At 64.3% G+C, this 25,353-nt stretch carries 23 protein-coding genes; 16 read left to right on the forward strand and 7 right to left on the reverse strand.

Going from position 1 to position 25,353, the window contains the following annotated elements:
- Positions 1-180 precede the first annotated feature (180 nt).
- On the forward strand, positions 181-1,398 hold the full coding sequence (locus I6F09_RS11655) for an FAD-dependent oxidoreductase (protein WP_225143724.1): 1,218 nt from the start codon (positions 181-183) through the stop codon (positions 1,396-1,398).
- A 4-nt stretch (positions 1,399-1,402) separates the two neighbouring features.
- Here I6F09_RS11655 and I6F09_RS11660 read toward each other — a convergent pair whose 3' ends face one another.
- Together I6F09_RS11660 and I6F09_RS11665 are read right to left on the reverse strand one after the other, a co-directional pair.
- The gene (locus tag I6F09_RS11660; RefSeq protein ID WP_225188094.1) at positions 1,403-2,311 is read right to left on the reverse strand and encodes a ribokinase; all 909 of its coding nucleotides are present in this window, start codon (positions 2,309-2,311) and stop codon (positions 1,403-1,405) included.
- 4 nt (positions 2,312-2,315) lie between these two features.
- The gene (locus I6F09_RS11665; RefSeq protein WP_057027031.1) at positions 2,316-3,209 is read right to left on the reverse strand and encodes a sugar kinase; all 894 of its coding nucleotides are present in this window, start codon (positions 3,207-3,209) and stop codon (positions 2,316-2,318) included.
- 212 nt (positions 3,210-3,421) lie between these two features.
- Here I6F09_RS11665 and I6F09_RS11670 point away from each other — a divergent pair, with 212 nt between their 5' ends.
- The 10 genes from I6F09_RS11670 to I6F09_RS11715 all read left to right on the forward strand — a co-directional run bounded on the left by I6F09_RS11670 (position 3,422) and on the right by I6F09_RS11715 (position 13,150).
- Positions 3,422-4,270 (forward strand): VOC family protein, encoded by an 849-nt coding sequence (locus tag I6F09_RS11670; protein WP_225188095.1) that lies wholly within the window; start codon positions 3,422-3,424, stop codon positions 4,268-4,270.
- A 105-nt stretch (positions 4,271-4,375) separates the two neighbouring features.
- Positions 4,376-5,152: a TetR/AcrR family transcriptional regulator gene (locus tag I6F09_RS11675; protein WP_225188096.1), complete on the forward strand. Its 777-nt coding sequence runs from the start codon at positions 4,376-4,378 to the stop codon at positions 5,150-5,152.
- Positions 5,153-5,357: 205 nt separating this feature from the next.
- Positions 5,358-6,167 carry an ABC transporter permease gene (locus I6F09_RS11680; RefSeq protein ID WP_225188097.1) on the forward strand — a complete coding sequence of 270 codons (810 nt, stop codon included), beginning with the start codon at positions 5,358-5,360 and terminating at the stop codon, positions 6,165-6,167.
- A gap of 57 nt (positions 6,168-6,224) precedes the next feature.
- Positions 6,225-7,217 (forward strand): ABC transporter substrate-binding protein, encoded by a 993-nt coding sequence (locus I6F09_RS11685; protein ID WP_109144529.1) that lies wholly within the window; start codon positions 6,225-6,227, stop codon positions 7,215-7,217.
- A gap of 14 nt (positions 7,218-7,231) precedes the next feature.
- On the forward strand, positions 7,232-8,062 hold the full coding sequence (locus I6F09_RS11690; protein WP_192893460.1) for an ABC transporter ATP-binding protein: 831 nt from the start codon (positions 7,232-7,234) through the stop codon (positions 8,060-8,062).
- Positions 8,063-8,066: 4 nt separating this feature from the next.
- The gene (locus tag I6F09_RS11695; protein WP_225139601.1) at positions 8,067-9,461 is read left to right on the forward strand and encodes a hypothetical protein; all 1,395 of its coding nucleotides are present in this window, start codon (positions 8,067-8,069) and stop codon (positions 9,459-9,461) included.
- A complete protein-coding gene (locus I6F09_RS11700) occupies positions 9,458-10,609 on the forward strand; it encodes a Gfo/Idh/MocA family oxidoreductase (RefSeq protein ID WP_036004662.1) in 1,152 nt (383 codons plus the stop codon). The genes I6F09_RS11695 and I6F09_RS11700 overlap by 4 nt, the downstream gene beginning before the upstream one ends.
- Positions 10,610-10,738: 129 nt before the next feature.
- Positions 10,739-11,929 carry a dihydrodipicolinate synthase family protein gene (locus I6F09_RS11705; protein WP_225188098.1) on the forward strand — a complete coding sequence of 397 codons (1,191 nt, stop codon included), beginning with the start codon at positions 10,739-10,741 and terminating at the stop codon, positions 11,927-11,929.
- Positions 11,929-12,792 (forward strand): sugar phosphate isomerase/epimerase family protein, encoded by an 864-nt coding sequence (locus I6F09_RS11710; RefSeq protein WP_225127391.1) that lies wholly within the window; start codon positions 11,929-11,931, stop codon positions 12,790-12,792. The genes I6F09_RS11705 and I6F09_RS11710 overlap by 1 nt, the downstream gene beginning before the upstream one ends.
- 16 nt (positions 12,793-12,808) lie before the next feature.
- The gene (locus I6F09_RS11715) at positions 12,809-13,150 is read left to right on the forward strand and encodes a hypothetical protein (protein ID WP_346730115.1); all 342 of its coding nucleotides are present in this window, start codon (positions 12,809-12,811) and stop codon (positions 13,148-13,150) included.
- A gap of 200 nt (positions 13,151-13,350) precedes the next feature.
- Here the strand turns inward: I6F09_RS11715 and I6F09_RS11720 are convergent, their stop codons facing one another.
- The 3 genes from I6F09_RS11720 to I6F09_RS11730 form a co-directional block, all read right to left on the reverse strand.
- On the reverse strand, positions 13,351-16,722 hold the full coding sequence (locus I6F09_RS11720; RefSeq protein WP_225188099.1) for an adenylate/guanylate cyclase domain-containing protein: 3,372 nt from the start codon (positions 16,720-16,722) through the stop codon (positions 13,351-13,353).
- A gap of 37 nt (positions 16,723-16,759) precedes the next feature.
- Positions 16,760-17,146 carry a nuclear transport factor 2 family protein gene (locus I6F09_RS11725; RefSeq protein ID WP_050995959.1) on the reverse strand — a complete coding sequence of 129 codons (387 nt, stop codon included), beginning with the start codon at positions 17,144-17,146 and terminating at the stop codon, positions 16,760-16,762.
- Positions 17,147-17,245: 99 nt separating this feature from the next.
- Positions 17,246-18,745, reverse strand: coding sequence for a Spy/CpxP family protein refolding chaperone (locus I6F09_RS11730; RefSeq protein ID WP_225114417.1), 1,500 nt, complete (start codon positions 18,743-18,745; stop codon positions 17,246-17,248).
- Positions 18,746-18,942: 197 nt separating this feature from the next.
- Between I6F09_RS11730 and I6F09_RS11735 the strand changes: the two genes are divergently transcribed.
- Complete coding sequence (locus I6F09_RS11735; RefSeq protein ID WP_225173697.1) at positions 18,943-19,116, forward strand: hypothetical protein; 174 nt, start codon at positions 18,943-18,945, stop codon at positions 19,114-19,116.
- Between the two features lie 263 nt (positions 19,117-19,379).
- Here I6F09_RS11735 and rocD read toward each other — a convergent pair whose 3' ends face one another.
- Entirely contained in the window at positions 19,380-20,594 is a 1,215-nt protein-coding gene (rocD, locus tag I6F09_RS11740; RefSeq protein ID WP_225188100.1) for an ornithine--oxo-acid transaminase, read from the reverse strand.
- Positions 20,595-20,825: 231 nt separating this feature from the next.
- On the reverse strand, positions 20,826-22,046 hold the full coding sequence (locus I6F09_RS11745; protein WP_225188101.1) for a cytochrome P450: 1,221 nt from the start codon (positions 22,044-22,046) through the stop codon (positions 20,826-20,828).
- A gap of 105 nt (positions 22,047-22,151) precedes the next feature.
- On the opposite strand from I6F09_RS11745, the gene I6F09_RS11750 reads away from it, so the two are divergent.
- The 4 genes from I6F09_RS11750 to I6F09_RS11765 all read left to right on the forward strand — a co-directional run bounded on the left by I6F09_RS11750 (position 22,152) and on the right by I6F09_RS11765 (position 25,313).
- Complete coding sequence (locus I6F09_RS11750; protein ID WP_225188102.1) at positions 22,152-22,694, forward strand: phosphonopyruvate decarboxylase; 543 nt, start codon at positions 22,152-22,154, stop codon at positions 22,692-22,694.
- Entirely contained in the window at positions 22,691-23,281 is a 591-nt protein-coding gene (locus I6F09_RS11755) for a thiamine pyrophosphate-dependent enzyme (RefSeq protein ID WP_036043107.1), read from the forward strand. Before I6F09_RS11750 ends, I6F09_RS11755 begins: the two co-directional genes overlap by 4 nt.
- Positions 23,282-23,416: 135 nt before the next feature.
- The gene (locus I6F09_RS11760) at positions 23,417-24,118 is read left to right on the forward strand and encodes a TetR/AcrR family transcriptional regulator (protein WP_063822469.1); all 702 of its coding nucleotides are present in this window, start codon (positions 23,417-23,419) and stop codon (positions 24,116-24,118) included.
- Position 24,119: 1 nt separating this feature from the next.
- Positions 24,120-25,313 (forward strand): efflux RND transporter periplasmic adaptor subunit, encoded by a 1,194-nt coding sequence (locus I6F09_RS11765; RefSeq protein WP_036004727.1) that lies wholly within the window; start codon positions 24,120-24,122, stop codon positions 25,311-25,313.
- The last annotated feature ends 40 nt before the right edge of the window (positions 25,314-25,353 follow it).

Raw genomic sequence — 25,353 nt, forward strand, 5'->3', positions numbered from 1 at the left:
GGCAGGGGTGACAATCCCCGAACCACCGCTCTTGCGCCGGGCGGAACGATAGGCTCAAATGGAGCCGCTTTCGCCAAGGGACGGACACGAGCGCCGGCTCCTCGCAAGGCCAGCAAGCAAAATCAGCGAGAGAGGAGGCGGCATGGGTCACGCTCGTGTCTTCCGGAAATGGGCTGTCCGATGACTGGCCCGGTGATCATCGTCGGTGCCGGCCATGGCGGCTACCAGATCGCGGCATCGCTGCGCCAGGCCGGCTTTGCCGAGCGCATCTGCCTGATCAATGACGAGCCGCATCTGCCCTATCAGCGGCCGCCGCTGTCCAAGGCCTACATCAAGGGCTCCGCGGGCCCGGAGAGCCTGATGTTCAGGCCTGAGAAGTTTTACCAGGACCAGAGCATCGAACTGATCGCCGGCCGCGCCGCCTCGATCGACCGCGCCGCGCGTAAGGTGCATCTCGCATCCGGCGAGACGCTGGACTATTGGCACCTCGTGCTGGCGACCGGCGCGCGCAATCGCCTGCTCGATTTGCCCAATGCCAATCTGCCCGACGTGAAATATCTGCGCATTCTCGATGACAGCGAGGCGCTGCGCGCGATCATGCCGTCGAAGACGCGCGCCGTGATCATCGGCGCCGGCTTCATCGGCCTCGAATTCGCCGCGACCGCCCGCATCAAGGGCCTCGAGGTCGACGTGCTCGAGCTCGCCCCGCGTGTGATGGCGCGGGCGGTGACGGCGGAGGTCTCCGAATATTTTCAGGCGCGCCACCGCGAGGCCGGCATCCGTATCCATCTCGGTGTGCAGGCGACCTCGATCGAAGCCGAGGCCGGCAAGGTCACCGGCGTGTCCTTGAGCGACGGGCGGCATCTGCCGGCCGACCTCGTCGTGGTCGGCGTCGGCGTGCTGCCGAACATCGAACTCGCGGCCGAGGCAGGGCTGCCGGTCGCCGCCGGCATCATCGTCGATGAATATCTGTCGACGGCTGATCCCAACATTTCGGCCATTGGCGATTGCGCGCTGTTCGCAAGCCCGCGCTTCGGCGGATCGCTGCGGCTGGAATCGGTGCAGAACGCCACCGATCAGGCCCGCTGCCTCGCAGCAAAGCTGACCGGGGATAAGAAACCGTACGACAGCCATCCCTGGTTCTGGAGCGATCAGGGCGACGACAAGCTCCAGATCGCGGGGCTGACGACCGGCTACGACCGCGTCGTGCTGCGCGGCGATCCCGCCAAGAAGGCATTCTCGGCGTTCTGCTATCACGGCGACAAGCTGCTCGGAATCGAATCCATCAACCGCGCCGGCGATCACATGTTCGGCCGGAGATTGCAGGCTATGGACCGCTCCATCACGCCGGAGCAGGCCGCGGACGAGAGCTTCGACCTCAAGAGCGCGCTGGGATAGGCCTCTACAGTATCGCCGCCACTTCCGCCCCCGTCGGCATCGACGGTCCGGCGCCCATGCGCTGCACGCTGATCGAGGCGGCGGCATTGGCGAACGTCAGCGCCTCACGCAAGGGCGCGCCATCAGCGAGTTGCGCGGCGAGCGCGCCGACGAAGCAGTCGCCGGCGCCGGTGGTGTCGAGTGCCTTCACCACACGGCCGGCCACCGAGATCTCCTCGTGCCCGGCGAGCGCGAGCACGCCGCGCTTGCCGAGCGTGACGCAGATGGTCTGGTCCTCGCGCGCCTGAAGTTTTCGCGCGACATCGATGATGCGGCCGGCCGCGTCGCTCTCGGAGAGCTCAACGCCGGCGAGGAAGCCGAGCTCGGTTTCGTTCAGCACGAGGATGTCGACCAGCGCCAGCAGCTCGCCCGGCATCTTCTGCGCCGGCGCCGGGTTCAGCACGGTCACTGCCCCCGCCGCGCGGGCGCGGTGGAAGAAGGCAGCGATCGTCGGCAGCGGAATCTCGAACTGGCTGACGGCGACGTCGCCCTTCAGCAGCGGCACGACCTTGACGTCATCAGCGCCGACCAGCCCGTTCGCTCCGGGAACGACGACGATGGTGTTGTCGGCCTCGGCCACCGTGATGATGGCCGTCCCGGTGTGCGCCTCGGCCGTCTCCACGACATAGCCGAGGTCGATGCCCTGGTCGCCGAGAAAGGCCTTCAGCTCAGCGCCCAACGAATCCCTGCCCAGCCGCCCGATCAGCGTGGTCCGCGCCCCTAACCGCGAGGCCGCGACCGCCTGGTTCGCGCCCTTGCCGCCTGGGAAATACAGGACCTGGCGGCCGACGACGGTCTCGCCGACGCGCGGATGGCGATCGGCCGTCGCCACCACATCCATGTTGATGCTGCCGGCGACGAAGACGCGCCCCATCTTTCTAGACCCTGACCTCGAACTCGTGCCTGACCTTGGCGATGTCGACCAGCGTCGGCAAGCCGGCCTCGTTGCCGAGGCGCTGGATCTTGTAGGTCGAGGCGGCGCGGGCGAAATCAAAATGCTCGCGCCAGCTTTTGCCGGGATGGGCGAGGTAGGAATAGACATAGGCGCCGTGGAAGACGTCGCCGGCGCCGTTGGTGTCGATCACGCGCTCGCGCGGGATCGGCATCGCCGGCATCACCTGCACCGTGCCGGTTTCGTCGTACCAGAACAGGCCCTTCTCGCCCATGGTGACGCCGCCGATCTTGCAGCCGCGGCTCTTGAGATAGTCGAGCATCTTCTCCGGCGTCAGATCCATCTGCTCGCACAGGCGCTCGGCGACGATGGCGACGTCGATGAATTCGAGCAGCTCATGGGTGTTGGTGCGCAGGCCGCCGCCGTCGAGCGAGGTCAGGATGCCGGCCTCGCGGCACACCTTGGCGTAGTGGATGGCGGCATCCGGCTGGTGGCCGTCGACATGCAGCGCGCGGCAGCCGCCGAGATTGAGCATCGGAAAGGGGTGGATGTGCTCGTCGTCGCGGCAGCGGACGATGGCGCGCTTGCCGTCCTTGGGCATGATGAAGGAGAGCGAGGACTGGTTGACCTTGCGCCCATGCAGCGAGATGCCGTACTTCGCGCACATGTCCTGGAACATGCGCCCCAGCCAGTCATTGGCTGCGGTCGCGATCAGGTCCGGCACGATGCCGAGCTTGGCGCAGCAGAACGCGGCCGTCACCGCATTGCCGCCGAAGGAGACCGCGTAGTCACGCGCCACGTGTTTCTCGTCGCCGGTCGGCATGTGGTCGGTGATGAAGACGACGTCGATATAGGTCTGTCCGATGAAGAGAGCCTGCATTGCTTGTCCGTGATGCGCTTGTGGTCCCGGCCGGCGAGATTACTCTAGCACCGGTTCCGCTCCGGGGGGACGCTGTAATTATTCGCAAATCTGCCGCCCGAAGCGCTTGAGGTCAGCATGGTCCGGGAATACGACCATCACTGGCCCATGCCAAGCCCGGACAAACGCCGTCTTTCGCTCCCGGGGTTCCCGGTCCACAAAAAGGGTGCAGAATGATCATCGGCCTCGATCACATCGTCGTTCTCGTAGGCGATATCGGTGCGGCCAAGGCGGCCTATCAGACGCTGCTCGCCCGCGCGCCAGCCTGGCAGAACTCGGGCGAGGGCGCCGACCGGGTGCTGTTCACCCTCGACAACATGACCATCGAGCTGATGGCCCCTCACGGCTTCAGCGTCACCGCCGACCGTATGCGCGCACTGCTCGGCAACCAGGAAGGCATCCTCGCCAGCCTGTGCTTTCGTGTCGCCGACATCGGCAAGATGCACCGCCGGCTGGAGCGGGTGGCCCTGAGGCCTGATACGGTCGCCGAGGTCGACAGCAGCGACGCCGCCACCGACGCCGTGCTGCACTGGAAGCGCACGCGGGCCGCCACCGAGCTGACGCGCGGCGTGCGCATGTTCTTCCTGGAGCTGGCCGACGAGCGTCCGAAGTCCGCCGTGATCGACATCGCGCCGATCGAGGGGCTCGACCACGTCGTCGTCACCACGGAGGATTCCGAGCGCGCCGCCGCGCTCTACGGCGCCCGGCTCGGCCTTGATCTCGCGCTCGACCGCTCGCACCAGGACTGGGGCCAGCTGATGTTCTTCCGCTGCGGCGACCTCATCGTCGAGGTGGTGCGCCGCCCGGTCGCGGGCGGCGATGCCGCGCATGACCGGCTCTGGGGCCTGAGCTGGCGGGTCGGCGACATCGACGCCACCCGCGCCCGCCTGATCGCGAGCGGACTCGACGTCTCGGAGGTCCGCACCGGCCGCAAGCCGGGGACGCGCATCATGACCGTGCGCAACGGCACCTGCGGAATCCAGACCGTGCTGCTGGAGCGTTCGCCGAGGCCGGTGGAGTGATTCTGTCATTCCGGGGCGATGCGTAGCATCGAACCCGGAATCCATTTCGCGGCTGACTCTGCCGCCCAATGGATTCCGGGCTCGCGCCAAGAGGCGCGCCCCGGAATGACGAACATTCTCAAACTCACGCTCGCGTGCTACACGCGTCTTGTCGGCACCCAGCGAGCACCCGGTTTGGCGAAGGCAAAGCGAACTCTGAAATGGCAGCGCGACCCCGAGGGGATGCGGCTGCGCATTCTCGAAGCCGCCAAGCAGGAGTTTTCCGCCCATGGCCTTGCCGGCGCGCGCGTCGACCGCATCGCCGCCAAGGCCGGCGCCAACAAGCGCATGCTGTACTATCACGTCGGCAACAAGGATGAGCTCTATCTCGCGGTGCTCGAAGGCGCCTATGACAAGATCCGCAGCGAGGAGCGGGGGCTCGACCTCGAACATCTCGATCCGCCCGAGGCGATCCGCCGCCTGATCGAGTTCACCTGGAACTACTTCCTGCGCAATCCCGAATTCCTCTCGCTGCTGCAGACCGAGAACCTCGCGCGCGCCAAGCACCTGAAGAAATCGACCAAGGTCAAGTCCATGCATTCGCCCTTCGTCGAGATGATCCGCACCGTGGTGCGCCGCGGCGTCGATAGCGGCGATTTCCAGGTCGCGGTCGATCCGGTGCAGCTCTACATCTCGATTGCAGCGCTCAGCTTCTTCTATCTCTCCAATTCGGCAACGCTCAGCGTGATCTTCGGCCGCGATCTCCTGGACAAGAAGGCCAAGGAGGAGCGGTTGGCGCACATGTCCGGCCTCGTCCTGGCGGCGCTGACAGGCAAGTCCGCCGCGCTGTTCGAGATCGGCAAGATGCCGAAGCCGCACGCCGCGGTCGTGCAAGCGGTGTAGTTCTCAAAGCTTTCCGTATCCGTCATGGCCGCGCTTGTCCGGGCCATCCACGTGCATCCGCGCGTAAGAGAGACGTGGATGCCCGGGACAAGCCCGGGCATGACGGGGAACTGCCGCCGCAAAACGTCACAGGGAAAGCTCTGGACAGTATTTATCCAACGAGTTAATTTCTCCCCATAACGAAGAAGACTGCCGAGAGTGAAAATTGGCCGAGCCGAAGCCGCAAAACGCTGTTTCCAAGCTGCTGAATGCAGCCTGGGTTCGGCCGTTCTTGTTCCTGGTCTTCATCGTCGTCGCCTGGGATCTCGCGATCCGGCTGTTCAGAATCCCGGCCTACCAGATACCGGCGCCGCTCGACGTCGTCGCCGTGCTGCGCACCGAGTGGCCGGAGCTGCTGCGCCAGTCCTGGCCGACCACCTATGCGACCGTCTGCGGCTTCCTGCTGTCGGCGCTGTTCGGCATTCCCGTCGCGATGTTGATCGCGGGCTCGAAGACGGTGGAGAGCTACGTCTATCCACTGCTGGTGTTCTCGCAATCGGTGCCGAAGATCGCGATCGCCCCGCTGTTTGTGGTGTGGTTCGGCTTCGGCATCATTCCCAAGGTGATCTCGGCGTTCCTGCTCGGCTTCTTCCCGGTCGTGGTCTCCGCGGTGCAAGGCTTCAAATCGGTCGATCCCGATATGGTCGATCTCGCCCGTGCCATGCAGGGCAGCCGCCTGCAGGTGTTCCGCGCGGTGAACCTGCCGCATGCGCTGCCGGCGATCTTCTCCGGCCTCAAAGTGTCGGTGACGCTAGCCGTGGTCGGCGCGGTGGTCGGCGAGTTCGTCGGCTCCAATTCCGGCATCGGCTACGTGATGCAGCGCTCGATCGGAACTTTCGACCTGCCGACGATGTTCGCGGCGCTGGTGATCCTGGCGCTGCTCGGCGTGGTCCTGTTCTGGATCGTCGACCGGATCGAGAAGCTGGTCATTCCCTGGCATGTCAGCCAGCGCGAGGACGTGATCTTGGCATCCTGACTAAAGCAACGAGCGGCCACCAACGGCCGACGCAACCAACGGCAAGGGAGAGAAACGATGAAGCGGTTGATTGGAGCTGCATCCTTAGCACTGATGGCGTTCGCAGCCATGCCGGCGCAGGCAGCCGACAAGGTCGTGCTGATGCTGAACTGGTACGTCTATGGCGAGCACGCGCCGTTCTATTACGGCAAGGCCAAGGGCATCTACGCCGCCGAAGGCATCGAGCTCGAGATCCAGGAAGGCCGCGGCTCGGCTGCGACCACGCAAGCGGTTGCCGCCAAGACCGCCGATTTCGGCTATGTCGACGTGCCCACCATGATGCGCGCCGCGATCAAGGGCGCGCCCGTGGTCGCAACCGGCGTGCTGCTGCAAACGAGCCCGATGTCCGCCATGGGCTTCGCCGACAAGAACATCAGGAAGCCTGAAGACATCAAGGGCAAGACGGTGGCGATCACGCCGGCCGATTCCATGACGCAGATCTGGCCGCTGTTCCTGAAGAAGACCGGCCTGAAGGAGAGCGACTTCAAGACCGTCGCCGGCGACGGCCAGACCAAGCTCAACGCCGTCATCAACGGCCAGGCGGATCTCCTGCTCGGCTACGTCATGGATCAGTCGATGAAGATCAAGGACGCGACCGGCAAGGATGTCTATCCGATCAAGTTCGCCGACTACGGCATCAACATGGTCTCCTCGGGCGTCATCGCCAACACCGACTACGTGAAGGCCAATGCGGACCTCGTCCGCCGCTTCATGTCGGCGACGACCAAGGCGGTCGAAGCTGCCGAGAAGGAGCCGAAGGCGGCGGCGCAATCGATCCTCGATGCCAACCCCAAGGGCGGCAAGATCGACACGCTGACACAGGGTTTTGAGCTGACCATCCCGCTCTACCGGACCGCGGAGACCAAGGGCAAGCGGCCGTTCCAGGTCACCGACCAGAACATGACCGAGACCGTCAACCTGCTGGTCGAATATGGCGGCCTCGACGCCAAGGCCAAGGAGAACCCGAAGGCTTTCTACACCAGCGATTACCTGCCGAAGAGCGGCTCGTGAAACCTGCGACTGTCATGAGTGAAACCGCGCAGTCGGCCGCTCATCTGAGACTGGTGAGCGACCGGGCTGCCGGCGATGCGTCGGGCATCAAGCTGTCGGGCGTGTCGAAGACCTACCGGACGCGCGACGGCGATGTGCCGTCGCTGCGGCCGCTCGACTTCCACATCAATGACGGCGAGTTCTTCGTCGTGGTCGGCCCATCCGGCTGCGGCAAGTCGACGCTGCTCAAATTGATCTCGGGTCTGCTGGCGCCGACCACGGGCGAGATCCTGGTCGAGGGCCAGAAGGTGACGACGCCGCACGGCAATGTCGGCATCGTGTTCCAGAACGCGCTGCTCTTGCCCTGGCGCAACATCCTCTCCAACGTGATGCTGCCGATCGACATGAAGCGGCTGCCGCGCCAGGAATATCTCGACCGCGCCAAGTCGCTGCTGAAGCTGGTCGGCCTCGAAGGCTTCGAGAAGAAGCTGCCCTGGCAGCTCTCCGGCGGCATGCAGCAGCGCGCCTCGATCTGCCGCGCGCTGGTGCACGATCCGAAGATCATGCTGATGGACGAGCCGTTCGGCGCGCTCGACGCGCTGACACGCGAGCGCATGAATGTCGAATTGATGCGGATCCAGCGCGAGACGAAGAAGACCGTGCTCCTGATCACGCATTCGATTCCGGAGGCCGTGTTCCTCGCCGACCGCGTGCTGGTCATGACCGAGCGCCCCGGCGCGATCGCCGCGATCTACGACGTGCCGCTGCCGCGCCCGCGCTCGCTCGACGCGATGGCCGACCCGGTGTTTACGGAGCTGGTGCAGCGCATCCGCAAGCATTTCTTCTCGCAAGGGGCGTTGGACTGAAACCATGTCCCCCCGCCTGAAGCTGCGAGACATCGCCTTCTTCGAACGTCCCGTGCAGTTCGCGCGGCCGTTCCGCTTCGGTGCGATCACGATCAACGCGACGCCGCAGCTGTTCGTGCGGGCCGAGATCGAGGTCGAGGGCCGGGGCACCGCCGTCGGTGCCAGCGCCGAGCTGCTGGTACCAAAGTGGTTCGACAAGCGGCCGGAGCTGTCGCCAGCGCAGACGGTGGACGAGTTGCGTCGCTCGCTGGAGATCGCGCGCGGACTCTATCTGGCACGGACCGGCTTCCAGACGGCGTTCGATCTGCATGCCTCCTGCATCGGTGCCCAGATCGCGACCTGCGCGAAGGAGAACATTCCGGGGCTGGCTGCGGCCTATGGCCCGGCGGAGATCGACAAGGCCATCCTCGATGCGCTGCTGCGCGCGATAGGGACCAGCTTCTATGAAGGAATGGCCGCGAACATCGCCGGCATCGATGCGCGGCTTTCTCCTGACCTGAGCGAGCGGGACATCAGGACGTTTCTCGCCGGCCGGGTGCCGCTGGCGCGTGTTGCCATCAGGCATACCGTCGGCCTTGATGATGTCGTCGAGGGTGAGGGCGGCATTGCCGATCCGCGCGAGAATACCGGCGCGCGCTTTTTCAAGCTCAAGCTGTCCGGCGATCCGGCTGCCGATGCGGCGCGGCTCGCCCGGATCGGCAAGCAGCTCGACACGCTTGGACGCGACTACAAGGTGACGCTCGATGCCAACGAGCAGTATGCCGATCTCGCCGCGTTACAGGCGCTGATGGACGGGCTCAATCGCGACGCCGCGCTGCGCCCGATTGCCGCGCGCCTGCTCTATGTCGAGCAGCCGATGCCGCGCGACATTACGCGGCGAACGCCGCTCGGCGCGCTGGGCACACGCGGCTTCATCATCGACGAAGCCGACGATTCCTACGACGCGTTCCCGGCAGCACGGGCGCTCGGCTATCGCGGCATCTCCTCGAAATCTTGCAAGGGACTTTACAAGTCAATCATCAACGCCACGCGTGTGGCGAAATGGAGCGCGCAAGGCGAAGCCTTCTTCATCACTGGTGAGGACCTCACCTGCCAGGCCGGCCTTGCCGTGCAGCAGGATCTTGCGCTCGGTGCCTTCATCGGCGTCACCCACGCCGAGCGCAACGGCCACCACTACGTCGATGGCTTCGGTGAAACGCCCATAGCAGAAGCTCAGGCCTTCGCCGCCGCGCATCCCGATCTCTATGCCGATGCCAGGCGGGGCATCCGGCTCTCCATTCACGACGGCGATCTCCTGACGGGATCGCTTCATTGCGCGGGCTTCGCCTCGTCGGTCCATCCGGACTGGTCGGCATTGCGCCCGCTCGCCCAGCCAAGATCTCAGGAGCAATTGGCATGACCACCCAACGCCTCGGCCTCATCATGAACGGCGTCACCGGCCGGATGGGGCTCAACCAGCATCTGATCCGCTCGATCGTCGCGATCCGCGACCAGGGCGGCGTGCGCCTGAAGAACGGTGACCGTGTCATGCCCGACCCGATCCTGGTCGGCCGCAGCGCCGACAAGGTCGAGGCGCTGGCCAAACGCTACAACATCACGCGCTGGACCACCGATCTCGATGCCGCGCTCGCCGACAAGAACGACACCATGTTCTTCGACGCCGCGACGACGCAGGCCCGTCCCGGCCTGCTGACCCAGGCCATCAACGCCGGCAAGCACGTCTATTGCGAGAAGCCGATTGCGACGAATTTCGAGGAAGCGGTCGAGGTCGTGAAGCTCGCCAATGCCAAGGGCGTCAAGCACGGCACGGTGCAGGATAAGCTGTTTCTGCCGGGGCTGAAGAAGATCGCTTTCCTGCGCGATTCCGGCTTCTTCGGCCGCATCCTCTCGGTGCGCGGCGAGTTCGGCTATTGGGTGTTCGAAGGCGGCTGGCAGGAGGCGCAGCGGCCCTCCTGGAACTATCGCGACGAGGATGGCGGCGGCATCATCCTCGACATGGTCTGCCACTGGCGCTACGTGCTCGACAACCTCTTCGGCAACGTCCAGAGCGTGAGCTGCATCGGCAACACCGACATCCCCGAGCGTTTCGACGAGCAGGGCAAGAAGTACAAGGCGACTGCTGACGATTCCGCCTACGCCACGTTCCAGCTCGAAGGCGGCATCATCGCCCACATCAACATGTCCTGGGTGACGCGGGTCTATCGCGACGACCTCGTCACCTTCCAGGTCGACGGCACGCTCGGCTCGGCGGTCGCGGGGCTCACCGACTGCATGATCCAGGCGCGGCAGGCGACACCGCGCCCGGTGTGGAATCCCGACGAGAAGCGGCTGCACGACTTCTACGGCGACTGGCAGAAGCTCCCGGATAACGTCACCTACGACAACGGCTTCAAAGAGCAGTGGGAAATGTTCATCCGCCACGTCTATGAGGATGCGCCCTACAAGTTCACGCTGCTCGAAGGCGCCAAGGGCGTGCAGCTCGCCGAATGCGCGCTGAAGAGCTGGAAGGAGCGGCGCTGGATCGACGTCGCGCCCATCAAGGTTTGAGGTCAGCCGGATAATCCCGATGTCTACTGAGCCGTCATTGCGAGCGAAGCGAAGCAATCCAGAATCTTTCCGCAGAGGCAGTCTGGATTGCTTCGCTTCGCTCGCAATGACGGGGAGAGGTTCGAAATCATGAACAAGCCCGTCCAACCAATGTCATCCCTGTCGCTGAAGCTGCCCAAAGCCGATCGCTCGATCGAGACCTATCGGCTCGCGGCCTCGCGCACGTTCCCCGCAAAGCTCGAGGGGCCGCTGAACCGCATCGCCTTCTCGGCCGTGCACACGGTGGCTGATCCCTTTGCCGACAACGATCCCTGGCTGTCGGCCGCCGTCGACTGGGACAAGACCATCGCCTTCCGCGAGCACGTCTGGGACCTCGGCCTCGGCGTTGCCGAAGCCATGGACACCGCGCAGCGCGGCATGGGGCTGGACTGGCCGACCTCGCTGGAGCTGATCACGCGCTCGGTCGCCGCCGCCAAGCGGCGCAATGCGCTGGTGTTCTCCGGTGCAGGCGCCGATCATCTCGCGGTCGAGGACGCTGGGAGCCTCGACGACGTGATCCGCGCCTATGAAGAGCAGATCTCGGCGGTGGAGAAAGTCGGCGGCCGCATCATCCTGATGGCCTCGCGGGCCCTCGCAAAACTCGGTCGCAATGCCGACGATTACGCCAAAGTCTATGACCGCGTGCTCTCGCAAGTCCGTGAGCCCGTCATCATCCACTGGCTCGGCGACATGTTCGATCCGGCGCTGGCGGGCTATTGGGGCACGAGGGATCTCGACAAGGCCATGGACATTGCCGTCGCCATCATCAACGGCAATGCCGCCAAGGTCGACGGCGTCAAGGTCTCGCTGCTCGACAAGCAGCGCGAGATCGACATGCGCCGGCGTCTGGACAAGCGGATCAAGATGTATACCGGCGACGATTTCAACTACGCGGAGCTGATCGCCGGCGATAGCGAAGGTTTTTCACACGCGTTGCTCGGCATCTTCGATGCCATCGCGCCGGCGGCGTCCTACGCGCTGTCGCGGCTGGCGGCAGGCGACGAGGCCGGCTTCCACGACGTGCTTGGCCCGACGGTCCCGCTGTCGCGTCACATCTTCAAGGCGCCGACGCGGTTCTACAAGACCGGCGTCGTGTTCATGGCCTATCTCAACGGACACCAGGATCACTTCACCATGGTCGGCGGACAGGAGAGCACGCGGTCCACGCTGCATTTGGCCGAACTGTTCCGTCTCGCTGACAAGGCCGGCCTGCTCGCCAACCCTGAACTCGCGACGCAACGGATGAAAACCGTGCTCGCCACCCACGGTATCGAATCCTGATGCGCGATTTTTCGTCCGACCACCGCTGGCTGTCGCTGAACACGGCGACCGTCCGCAAGCAGGGTGACCTCGTCGCCATCATCGAGGCCTGCGCGAAGCACGGCATCCGAGCCATCGATCCCTGGCGCGACCAGGTCGCGAACGTCGGTCTCGACCGCGTCGCGCGCGCGGTGCGCGAGGCTGGCCTTGATCTCTCAGGCTATTGCCGCGGCGGCATGTTCACCTCGGATGTCTCGCGCCGGGGCGAAGTGCGCGACGATAACAGGCGCTGTGTCGATGAAGCCAAGGCACTGGGCGCGCCCTGCATCGTCCTCGTCGTCGGCGGCCTGCCGCAATATTCGCGGTTGGGCAGTGAGGCTTCGAAGGATCTGGTGGCAGCGCGCGGGCAGGTCGAGGAAGCGCTCGCTGACATGCTCGACTACGCGAGGCAAGCCAAGCTGCCGTTGGCGATCGAGCCGTTGCATCCGGCCTATGCGGCCGACCGCGCCTGCGTGAACACAACCAAGCAGGCGCTCGATATCTGCGACCGGCTCGACCCCGGCCGCACCGGCATGCTCGGCGTCGCGCTCGACGTCTATCACATCTGGTGGGACCCGGAGCTGATGGACCAGATCGCACGCGCCGGCCGGGACCGCCTGCTGGCGTTCCATGTCTGCGACTGGCTGGTGCCGACCAGGGACATCCTCAACGACCGCGGCATGATGGGCGACGGCGTCATCGACATCAAATCGGTGCGTGCAGCGGTCGAAGCGCAGGGCTTTGCCGGCTATTCCGAGATCGAGATCTTCTCCAACGAATGGTGGGGCAAGCCGATGGACGAGGTGCTGAAGACCTGCATCCAGCGACATCGGACGGTGGTGTAGTTGCCTCGAGTGTCTCGTGAAAAGTCAGACGATTGCGCTATCATCGATTTTACCGTCGAATCCCGGACTATCACTCGTCAATTCGATCTGCGAAGCTCTGCCGACACAAATGCGCTTGCGACCAAGCGGGCGCGGAGGGAGGTTCGCGGTGGAGAAAGTGCGACGCTTGCGTGCGATGAGCTCACTGTGCCGTCAACAGGCCGCGTACAACAGCATGAACAAATGGAAGCTGCTCGCAGAGGCAGAATACTGGGATCATCTGGCTGACCTCGAGCTATCTTCCCATTTTCAACAATGCAACGCCATCGTCTTGAATGAGGTAGAGCAGCCTCAAGCGATCGCAGATGCGAAGTGCTGAGCGGAAGACGATTTCCGCCGCGTGAGGACAGAAAGGCCTGTACTCATAAAAGGAAGGGTCGGGCTGATCGTCCAGAGCAGCACTGCTTGTGACCCACAGCGGAATTGCCTCGTGTTCAGATCCAATAACGCAAGTAGAGGGTTGCCGTATCACCCGTGCGCTCGCTGTACGGCAACGTCTGAAGCTTGAAAAGCGCGCGATCATGATCGGGAAAGCTCCTCCATGAGCGCCTTGGCGGAACGAAGGTCCGGCGTTTCGAAGCCTTCCGTAAACCAGCCGTAAACCGAGCCAAGAAGGCACCGCGCGTCGGCTATCCTACCCTGGTCGCGCCAAAGCCGAGCCAAACTCATTGCGGCACGTAATTCAAAGGACTTTGCGCTCTGGCTTTGGGCGACCTTGAGTGCAGTTTGCAAATACCCCTCGACCTCGTCAGCTGGAGCACCACGAATCCGGTGCAGTTCGCCATCGATGCATGCAAGTTCTGCCTCCCACATATGCTCGTCGCTGCGCGCGGCAAGGACCTTTGCTTCGGCAAGGGCGGCGACGCCGTTGTCGTAGTCACCTGAGTAGAGGTAGGTGGTCGCGAGCATCCATAAGTACCGAACTTGGTACCAACTGGCTCCGAGCCTGTTCCGCTCGTTCAGGCTGAGGCGCATGATGGCCAGGCCGGCCTCCGCGTCGCCCTCTTGCGCCATTGCCCAGCCCCGCAGGATGAGGCCGCTCACGCGCCAATAGTTCAAGCTGTTCTGATCGGCGAGATCGATGATGGCGTCGGCGTGCGCATGGACGGCCGCCACGTTTCCCATGAGCTCCGCAAGAGCCGCCTCGCCATAGACCTGCACATGCGCGGTAAGGTTCGTCTGATTCAACTCAATAGCGTATTGAGATGCGGCACGGCTAGTCCGCTGAGCCTGTTCGGGGTAACCCAGAATCCAAAGCACAATCGCCAAGTAGGGTAGCGCCGAGGCCTTCGGGTCATGTACGTAGTGCACAGGCGGCGGCCGATGCGCCCCTGGTTGATAGCGCCTCAAGATCGTTTCGAACTCCGAGCGTGCGGTCAGAAAATCACCGGCATGCATTGCGGTGAGCGCGGCCAGACGATGCACAGCTAGTTCCAGCGCTGTGTCACTGGTGCGCTCGGCGGCGCGCTGCGCCTCGGCAACGAGGCTCTGCATGGCAGCAAAGTCGCCGCGCACGAAGTGGAAAATGAATTTGCCGCTAAGGGTGGAGAACAAGGCGCCCGTGTCGTCGAGTTCATAGCAGAGCGCATGAGCCCTGCTGAAGGCTGTGCCAAGCTGCGGAGCCGTGTATCCGTGGATGGCAATCAGTGGACCTCCGATTGCTGTTTGCAGAGCGAGTTCCTGACGATCGCGCTCCGGGCCTGGTGGATTTGACTTGAGCGCCTCCAGCCCCCTTGTGAGATGAGTGATCGCTTCGAGATTTGCGGAACGCCCAGCCGCAATGCGGCCGGCCCGCAGCCAATAGTCCACCGCCTTTCCTGCCAGTCCACCCTCGGTGAGATGCAGAGCGATCGTCTCCGGCTCCGCCTCAGCACGGGCAGGGTAATGTTGTTCGAGAGCTGCAGCTATGCGGGCATGGATCTGCTGCCGCTTGCTCTTTAGAAGACTCTCGTGCGCGATGTCCTGCACCAGCGCATGTTTGAAGCTGTAGCCAACATTCGGAGGCACGCCACGACGGAATATCAGTTCCGCCGCCAATAGATCATTGAGAGCATGCTGGAGCGCGTGTTCGTCGAGTGCCGTTACGGAGCGGAGGAGATCGTGTCCGAATTCGCGTCCGATGCAAGCTGCAATCTGGGCAACCTCCTTGACCGGCGCCAACCGATCAAGGCGGGCCATCAATGAGTCCTGCAGCGTCGTCGGGATCGCCAGCGGCGGTAATGGGCCGATCAGCTCATAACGGCTGCCGTGGTCTTTGAGCAGCCCGGATTCGACGACGGCTTTGGTGAGCTCCTCGACGAACAACGGCACGCCATCGGTCTTGGCCAGAATCTGCTCAAGCACCTCCTGAGGGAGTGTTTTGCCGCCCGTGATCCGGTCAACGACTGCCGCCCCTTGCCTACGTCCTAATCGGCTTAGAAAGAGCGCTGTCACGTGTCCATGACCCGTCCAGCGCGGAACGAACTCGGGCCGGAAGGTAATGATCATCAAGATCGGAAGCCGCTGCATCTCGTCGACAAGCCGATCGAGAAATTCGAGCATGGTAGGGTCCGCCCAATGGACGTCCTCGTAAATGGCAAGGACCGGCTGTCTTGCCGCCAAGCCTTGTATCTGTTCCAGAAGGGCCTGGAATGTTCGCTCCTTCTTCTGGTGTGGACTAAGTGCAAGGGGTTGGTATCTGTCCCGTGTCGGGATTGCCAAGAGGTCCGCGAGAATCGGCGCGCTCTCCTGCACATCGTCCGTACCAAGCGCGAGCATGGCCTCGAGCTTGTCGAGCTGTTCGTCGGAAGCGTCCTCCCGCCGTATTGCCGCTGCCCGTTCAAGGAGGCCAACGACGGGATACAATGCGGTGTTGGTATGAAATGGTGAACAGAAATGGCTCAGTGGCGTGTGCGGCACACGTGCGACTTGGTCGCGTAAGGCTCGCACGAGCCGCGACTTGCCAATGCCGGCTTCGCCGCCGAGCAGGACGATCTGTCCTTCCCGCTCCTTTGCCTGCTCCCAGCGGTCCAAGAGCAACGCAAGTTCTTCATTCCGTCCGACCAGTGCGGTCGTTGCCATACCGTGCTGGGCCTCGAACCTGCTCTCTGCTGCGCCTTCACCAATGACCAGCCACGCCTGCACCAATTCCGGGAACCCCTTGAGAGGCACTCTGCCGAGGTCGTGGTATGTGAAAGCTTCTCCGAGTAGGCGGCGCGTTGACTCGGCAATCACCACGTCACTGGGCTCGGCCAAACCCTGCAGTCGGGCTGCTAAGTTTGGTGTTTCGCCGATGACTGCGCGCTCGCGAGCCTCTCCCTCGCCAATCAACTCGCCGACGACGACGAGACCCGTTGCGATGCCGACGCGAGCGGCGAGCGCTGCACCACTGGGTTCGGTAAGCGATGCGACCGCCTTGGTCACCCGAAGCCCAGCGCGAACGGCGCGCTCCGCCTCATCTTCGTGCGCCCGCGGCCAGCCGAAATAAGCGAGTACGCCATCGCCCAAGAACTTGGCTATGTGGCCTTCGAATCGGTCGATCTCGCCGACCACGGTGTTGTGGTAGGCCTGCAAGAGGTCACGCAGCTCCTCGGGATCGCGCCCTGAAGCAAGTGCAGTCGAGCCGACCAGGTCGACGAACATGACCGTGAGCTGTCGACGCTCCGCGTCCGAAGGGATCGATGGCTTCACGTAGCCGGTAGGGCGATTGGCCTCGACCGCCACCGGGGTGATCGGTGGAGCGAGTGCATGGATTGCTCTTAGCACAGCCTTGCGCGGGCCGAGTGGCAAGCCAAGCTCCCGCAGGTCGGCTTCGGTCAGTTCTGGCAAAACCTCGGACGTGATTTCAGCGTCACAAAAGGTCTTTATGTAGCGCTCCAGCCCGAGACCGCGAAGCCATTGCGCGATATCCACGAGAAGCCTCCTCGTGCCGGATCAGGCGACGGTCAGCTCAATTGAAAGTATGCAACTTCAGCTTCAGCGAACCATCTTCCTGTCGCTCAAACACGTGGGTTGCGATGCCGCCTGCAGGTTGGCGGGTGCCATCCGGTGTCTTACCGTTGGCGCTCCAATGGGCCGTGCCGTAGACGATCTTCTCATCTCCACCGGTGTCGATGACGACCAACCTGTGATCGGTGAATCCGCTTGAAAACAGCCCAGCAAAGAAGCTCTCGATCTCTGTCGGACCGGATATCACTTGATGCGTCGGCGGCAACAATTTGGCGTCTGGCACGTAAGTCGCCGCGATAGCCCTGGCATCTGCTTTGTTGAATGCTGAATCCCACGCGGCGTACGCCGCAGCAATGTCGTGTTTTATGGAGGAAGCTAAGGCTGTCATGATCCCTCCCTCAATCGCGGGCTTGCTTTCGTTGGAGAACGATTACGTCACCTGACGTCGTTCGACCGCTGCAAATTGCAACGAGGGAACGCGACGCCCTCATTGGGCTGCGAACTGTTGCAGCCTGTTGAAGCGCGCCTTCTGCTCGCTGCTCAGCGTGGCATAGAACTCGTCCAGGGCGGGTTCGACCAGCTTGGCGGCCGTCAGCATGGCCTCGAGCCGATGCTGCATCGTCTCCAGCCGTCCGACAGGTGTCAGCGGCGCATCGTTCGGACAGGCCGCCTGTAGGCCCTCAACGCCCTTCGCCGTCGCTTCGCTGAGGCGGTCGAGCGCCTCCTTCTGCTTGCCGGCTGGGTGGAGCACAGCCTCGATCCTCTGGATCGGCAACTGCGTCAGCCCGGACTTCGGATCGCCACAGCCCTCGCTACTCGCCTCCTGCTGCTGCGGCGAGCGCTCGCCGACATTGGGGCCAAGCGCGTTGAAGCGGGCCTGCTGCTCGTCACTGAGCGAGTTGTAGAAATTCTCCAGTGCTGGTCGAACGATCTTGACGGCTTCAAGCGTCGCGCTGATGCGGTTCATCATCGCGCGCAAGCGGCCAGGGGGAGTCAGTGCATAAGTCTCCGCGCAGGAATCCTTGAACACACCGGCAGCGTTGGCCGCCGCCGTCTTCAGCTCGTCCAGCAATGCGCGTTGCTCCGGCGTCGGCCGCACCGCCTGTGCGATATCGGCAAGCGGCCAGGCGGTCACGCCCTTGTCCGGCGTGGCACACAATTGCTGAAGCGTCTGCGGGCTCACGCTGGCACGCTGGCGCGCGCGGTAGCCGCCGCCGGCTTGAGGGTAGTCATACGAGTTGGTGCTGGCATAAGCGGAGTAGGGGCCGTCACCGCCCCAGAACACGGTGTCGACGAAGTCGTCATAGGCGTACGCCCAATATCCGGGCTCGTAGCCATAGGACCAGAATGTGTAGTTGAAGATGTCGGAATAGGCGTAAGGCCAGAACACGGGCCCAAGCCAAGCCACGAACACCGCGGGATGACGGTGACGCCAGGCCTGCCGGGGTGCCCAGCCGCTTTGGCGCGTGACGAGAGCCGCTTGGGTCAGCGCAGTGGACTGCTCGCGGAAGCGTTCCGCAAACCGTCCGCGCTCGGCGGCCTGCGCAGCGGCTGCAAGTGCCGGAGCGCGCTCCGCCGGAGCCTGCAGCCCAAGCCGCTGCTGGCGCGCCAGGTCAATTTGCTGCGCGCGCTGCTCTCGGCCAAGCAAGCGGTTTTGCGCCTGGAGCATTCGCTGCTGCGCCCGTTGCGCTTGCACGCCTTCGGGCTTTTGCGACTGCAATTGCTGCACCCGCTGCTGCAGGCGTTCGATGCGGGCCTGGCGCTCCGTCGTCTGGCGCGACAGCATGTCGCGCTGCCGCTGCTCGACGTGCTGCGAGCGCTGTTGCACGCGTTGCTCGCGCTCAAGAAGACGGCTCTGCGACTGCAGCAGCCGTTGCTGCTGTTGCTGCGCCCTTGCGCCTTCCGGTTTCTGCGATTGCAGTTGCTGCACGCGCTGCTGCAAGCGGTCGATGCGGTCTTGGCGTTCCGCGGATTGGCGCGAAAGCATCTCACGCGGCGGTCCCGAACGCTCGCTCACGGCCGGGGGTGCACTTGGGCGCGAAGGGGCGGCGATCTGCGGCGTCGGCCGCGGCGCCATGGCCGGACGTTGCGGCGCTGCCGGCGGGCGATGGATTTCGCGCCGGGGCGCTGCCACCTGCGGGGCGGCTCGGGGGGCACTGATTTGTGGGGTCGGACGCGGTGGCGGTGAGGCGATGTGGGGCGCCGGACGTGGCGCCATCGCCGGTCGCTGCGGCATGGCTGGCGGCGCGGCGGGACGCGCCATGGCTGGCGGAGCCGCCGGACGCGCCATGGCCGGCGGAGCGGCCGGACGTGCCATGGCTGGCGGTGCTGCTGGCGGTGCGGCTGGACGAGCCATAGCCGGTGGTGCTGCCGGTGGTGCTGATGGCGGCGCTGCGGCTGGTCCTGGTGGTCCTCCACCCCGTCCGTGTCCGAGAGGTCCCTGGGCTGGCGCGCTCGTCGTCAGCATCGAGACGCCAACCAAAACAGCCGTCAGGCAAACGCCACGCGGAAGCATGATCCTAGCTCCCAACTCGTAATCGCCCACGACTTTCAACGCACAGACTGTGGAATCGTTCGTCCTTGGTCACAGCCGGCATTGCGATCTTCCGACGCAGCCAGTCTCAAGAGAAATCCTGCGTCAGGATCGCGGCGAACCGCTCCAGCGCCCAGTCGACCTGGTCGCTTGTGATCACCAGCGGCGGGGCGATGCGGATCGTATGCTCATGGGTATCCTTGGCGAGGATGCCCTTGGCCTGGAGCGCCTCGCAATAGCGGCGTGCGCGCCCGGCCTCGGGATGTAGCTCGACCGCCAGCATCAGGCCGCGCCCGCGCACCTCGCGGATCGTATTGGCGCGAATGTCCTTCAAGCCCTCCAGAAAGCGCGCGCCTTGCCTCGCCGCGTTCTCGATCATGCCTTCCTCGACCAGCACGCGCATCGCCGCGCGGGCCACGGCGCAGGCAAGCGGGTTGCCGCCGAAGGTCGAGCCATGCTGCCCGGGTCGCAATGTCCCGAGCACGTCGTTGTTCGAGAGCACGGCCGAGACCGGATAGAAGCCGCCGGACAGGGCCTTGCCGAGCAGCGTCACGTCCGCCTCAATTCCCTCGTGCTGTTCGGCGAGCAGCTTGCCGGTGCGACCGAGCCCGGTCTGGATCTCGTCGAGCACCAGCATCACATTGTTGGCGGTGCAGAGCTCCCGGACCTCAGTGAAATAGCCGGCCGGAGGAATGACGACACCGGCTTCGCCCTGGATCGGCTCGACCAGAAAGGCGACCGTGTTTGGGGTGATTGCTCCCGCAAGCGCCGGGGCGTCGCCGAACGGGATGACCTTGAAGCCCGGCGCGAACGGCCCGAAGTGTCCGCGTGTCTCGGGGTCGGTTGAAAAGCCGACGACGCCCAGCGTGCGTCCGTGGAAATTGTTGGCACAGACGATGATCTCGGCCTGGCCGTCCGGCACGCCCTTCACCTCGTAGCCCCATTTGCGGACCGACTTGATCGCGCTTTCCACCGCCTCGGCGCCGCTGTTCATCGGCAGCACCTTGTGGGAACCGGTGAGCGCGGCGATCTCCTCGTAGAACAAGGCGAGCTGGTCGTTGTGGAAGGCACGCGAGGTGAGCGTCAGCCTGTGCGCCTGTTCGACCATCGCCGCCAGGATCTTGGGATGGCAGTGGCCCTGGCTGACCGCCGAATAGGCCGAGAGGCAGTCGAGGTACCGGTTGCCTTCGGTGTCCCAGACCCAGACACCTTCGCCGCGCGACAGGACGACCCCGATCGGCTCGTAATTACGGGCCCCGAAGCGCGCTTCTGTCGCGATGAAATCAATGACCGACGAGCTCATCTGCCGTCACTCCATTGCTGCGCGCGGGGGCGTCAATCGACTGCACCAGCGGGTCGCGCCCAAATGAATGTGGGTATCGGTTTGTCAGCTCGGAAGCCTTGATGCGCCGATGGCGCGGCGCGGCCTGATAGTCCCGAAATGTCAGGTGGTTCTGCCGGGCCACAGGGCACCGTTCCGCGACCCAGGCTCTACTGTGCATGGGGTTGTTTTCGCAGTTTGGTTGCCGGCCCCTCAGCCAAGCGCGCAGGGCACGCTCAAAAAGCCGCGGAACCGCACCCGTCCGCCGCGCACCGGCTGACCGCTGACGGCATAGTTCGGAAAGCGCGCCAGGAAGCGCGAGATCGCAATCGCCCCCTCCAGCCGCGCCAGGGCCATGCCTGCGCATTGATGCGCGCCTGTGGCGAAGGCGAGGTGCCGGTTCGGCGTGCGCGCGATATCGAAACGCTCGGGGTCGGGAAACTGCGCGGGGTCGCGATTGGCAGCCCCGATGCACAGCGTCACCGACGTGCCGGCATCGAGCATGACGCCGCCGAGCTCGACCTTCTCGGTGGTCATGCGGTTGCCGAGCTGGTTGGAGCTCTCGTAGCGCAACATCTCCTCGACCGCAGTCTTGATCATGTCCGGGTTCTCGATCAGGCGCCGTTTCTGGTCGGGATGGCGGTCGAGCGCCACGAGGCCGTTGCCGATCAGGTTGGTGGTGGTCTCGTGGCCGGCATTGAGCAGGAAGATGCAATTGTGCAGCAGCTCCTTCTCGGTCAGCCGCTCGCCGTTCTCTTCCCCCTGGATCAAACGCGTCAGCACGTCGCGCTCGGGATTGCCCGGCTTCGTGCGCCGCCGCGACACCAGCGTCTGCAGATAGGCGAGGAAGTCCGCCACCGCCTTGTTGCCGCGCGCAGCTACTTCGGGCGACACTACGGGTTCGAGAGCACCCAGGATCGCCAGCGACCAGTCGCGCAGCGGCCCGCGCTCCTCGTGAGGCACGTCGAGCAGGTTGCCGATCACCTCGATGGGAATCGAAGCGGCAAAATCCTCGATCAGTTCGCAAGCGCCCTTGGTTTCGATGGCATCGAGCAGGCCGTCGACCAGCTTGATCAGGTCCCCCTCCATGCTGGCGATCGCGCGCGGCGACAGCGCGCCCATGATCAGGCGGCGGACGCGGGTATGGGACGGCGGATCGTTGAACACGAGGCTCGTGGTGTGGTGCTCGTAGAGCGGGGTGTCGCCGTATTTCGGCGCGAACTCGCGCTTCTTGTCCGAGCTGAACGACTTGGTGTTCTTGTAGGTGGTGACGAGATCATCGTAGCGGGTCAGGAACACGGTGCCGTTGCGCAGGCGCTTGACCGGCTCGTTCTCCCGCAGTGCACGATAGGTCGGATAGGGGTTGTCGTAGAACTCCGGCGTCAGCTTCTCGAGGTCGAAGCTTGCGGCCAGCGCCTTCGCATCTGCGTTCATCCCGTTATACTCGCCGGTTAAAGCCGATATGCCGTTTTTGTTGTTCTGGTCGGCGCATGCATGCGTCTACAGTCTTCGCACACTGCTAGCCGACCGGACAGGAAAATGCACGCACGCGCTGACGCTGCCGACACGGCGCCGAACTGGCCCGACGATATTTTCGCGACCCTCCAGCGCTTCGACGTCCGGCAGGTGCCTTATGTTCCGGACGCCGGTCATTCCAAGCTGATCCAGCGCGTATTGGCCTCCTCCACCATGCGCGGCATTGCGCTGACGACGGAGGAGGAAGGCGTGGCGCTGCTCGCCGGCGCCTGGGCCGGCGGACAGCGCGGCGTGCTGCTGATGCAATCGAGCGGCGTCGGCAATTGCATCAACATGCTGTCGCTGATCCCGATCCTGCGCTTTCCGTTCCTCACGCTCGTGACGATGCGCGGCGAGTGGGGCGAGTTCAATCCGTGGCAGGTGCCGATGGGCTCGACCACGCAAGGCGTGTTCGAGCTCTCCGGCGTCAAGGTGCTGCGCGCCTCGCACGCTGCCGAGGTGCCTGCCGTCTTGGAAGCGTCCGCGGCGCAGGCCTACAACGCGCTGACGCCAACCGCCGTCCTTCTGTCGCAGCGCCTGATCGGCGCCAAGGTTTTCACCAAATGAGCAAGGCCAATCTCCTCGACCGCCGGCAGGTGGTGTCCACGTTGCTGGCGAACCGCAAGAACGTCGTCGCGATCGGCGGCCTTGGCGCTTCCACCAACGACATGTGCGCCGCCGGCGACCACGCCCGCAACTTCTACCTCTGGGGCGGCATGGGCGGCGCCGCGATGATCGGGCTGGGTCTGGCGCTGGCGCAGCCGAAGCTGCCGGTATTGGTTATCACCGGCGACGGCGAGATGCTGATGGGCATGGGCAGCCTTGCCACCATCGGCCTGCAGAAGCCGGCCAACCTCTCGATCGCAGTGCTCGACAACGAGGCCTATGGCGAGACCGGCGGCCAGACCAGCCACACCTCCGCCGCCGCCGACCTCGTCGGCATCGCCAGGGCTTGCGGCATTAACGACAGCCGGGCTGTCACGACCATGGCCGAAGTCGAAGCCTTCGCCAAAGCCGTCCACGACGTCTCTGCGGGTCCGCGCTTTGCCAATGTGAAGATCGACAGCGCCGGCCTTGAGCGGATTCTGCCGACGCGGGACGGGACCTACATCGTCAACCGGATCCGTGCTGACCTCGGCTTCCAGCCGATCTAGGCGGTCCGTCCATCCCCGAACGCCTGCACGCGGGCCGTGCAGGCTCGACCAATTTCCATTGATTCTAGGTCGCACGCAGGTTGCGATGCAACATAGTGCTTGACTCCTGCGTGGGTGAGTGCTTACTCACCCAGCATGAGCTCATTGCGTATGACGAGCGACCTGAGGCGTCAATTGATCCTCGGCGCCGCAAAGCGCTGCTTTGCCCGACACGGCTATAACGGCACCACGACCAAGAGCGTGGCGGCCGCCGCTGCCATTTCTGAAGCGCTGCTGTTCAAGCATTTCCCGTCCAAGGCGGCGCTCTACGCCGAGATCCTCAGCGACGAATGCGAGGCGGATCCCGCTCTGATGGAGCTGCTTGAGCGCGAGCCGTCGACGGCTACGCTGGTCGAGGTGATCCGCGGCATGGTCGAACACTTCCTCCAGATCGCCGACGGTCCCGATCAGGAAGAGGCCCAGCGCCTGCGGCTAATGGCCACGAGCCATTTGGATGACGGCGAATTCGCCCGATTGCTGTATGCCAAGATCGAGACGCTGATCGGCGCTGTCTTCGTCGCCTCGCTCGAGCGTGCGGTTGCGAGCGGTGACGCGCGGCCCTGCGCTGGCGATCCGCTCAACCTGTTCTGGTTCGCGCATCATGCGGTGATGACCGCGGCGCTGACCAGGCTGCCGGCCACGCCCTGTCTTGCTTATGGCAGGGCGACCGACCTGGAGCGGCAGCTCTGTGAGTTTCTCCTGAGGGGTATCGGACTTAACGACGCCGCAATTGCTTCGCATCTGGGCCGCAATCAGGCCGCGGATGCGAACCGGGCGGCGATTGCAGAAAGTGCATGACATGAACATCGTGGCCGAAAACAAGATTTCGGGGCAACCGATCGACAACAAGGCTCCCAAGCGTCCGGTCCGGCCAGTGCGCTGGTTCATCATCGTTGGCACGCTTCTGGCCGTGCTCGTCGGAGGGCTCGTCTGGTTCAATTACTTCCGCGGCCAGATGATCAAGCAATTCTTCGCCAACAACAAGCCGCCGCCGACCGCTGTCAGCGCGGCCGAGGCGAAGTCCGAGGTGGTGCCGAACCTGCTCACCGCGGTCGGCAGCCTCGTCGCCGTGCATCAGGTCGACGTCAGCGCCGACGTCAACGGCCGTGTCACCGCGATCAAGTTCGAGCCGGGCACGCGCGTCGAGGCCGGCACGCCGCTGGTGCAACTGTTCGACGCGCCCGAGCAGGGCGATCTCGCCAATTACAAGGCGCAAGCGACCGTCGCGCAGCTGTCGCTTGAACGCGCCAAGCAGCTGGCCTCGCGCCAGTTCGGTCCGCAGGCGACCGTCGATACCGCGCAGGCTGCCTATGACCAGGCCCAGGCGGGCATCGCCAAGACCGAGGCGTTGATCTCGCAGAAGCTGGTGCGCGCGCCGTTCGCCGGCGATCTCGGCATGCGCAAGGTCGAGGTCGGCCAGTATCTGACCGCCGGCACGGCGATCGTGTCGCTGACCGATCTGTCCGAGCTGTGGGCCAACTTCACGGTGACGGAAAAGGATTCCGGCAGCCTCAAGGTCGGCCAGGTCGTGCGGTTGAAGGTCGACGCCTATCCGGGCCGCACCTTCGAGGGCAAGATCACCACGATCGAGCCCCAGATCTCGACCGATACTCGCAACATCCGCGTGCAGGCCACGATTGCCAATCCGGAGAAGATCCTGAAGCCCGGCATGTTTGTCACCACGACCGTGGTGCTGCCGGAAAAGCCGGCCGTGATCACGGTGCCTGAAACGGCAGTCGATTACACGCTGTACGGCGACTCGGTGTTCGTGATCACCGAGAAGAAGGAAGAAGACGGCAAGACCAGCCTGTCGGCGGTGCGCACCTTCGTGCAGACCGGCAACCGGGTCGAGGGTCGCGTCGAAATCGTCAAGGGCCTGAAGGTAGGCGACAAGGTCGTCGCTCTCGGCCAGCTCAAGCTGCAATCAGGCGCGCCGGTATCGATCTCGACCGATCCGGCCCCGCAGATCCCGGCGCAGCCGCCGCGCTACTGACAATATCCTCGCGTGATCCGGCCCGGCCGGATCACGCGTC

Source organism: Bradyrhizobium sp. IC3195 (assembly GCF_020193585.1).
Lineage (GTDB): Bacteria > Pseudomonadota > Alphaproteobacteria > Rhizobiales > Xanthobacteraceae > Bradyrhizobium > Bradyrhizobium yuanmingense.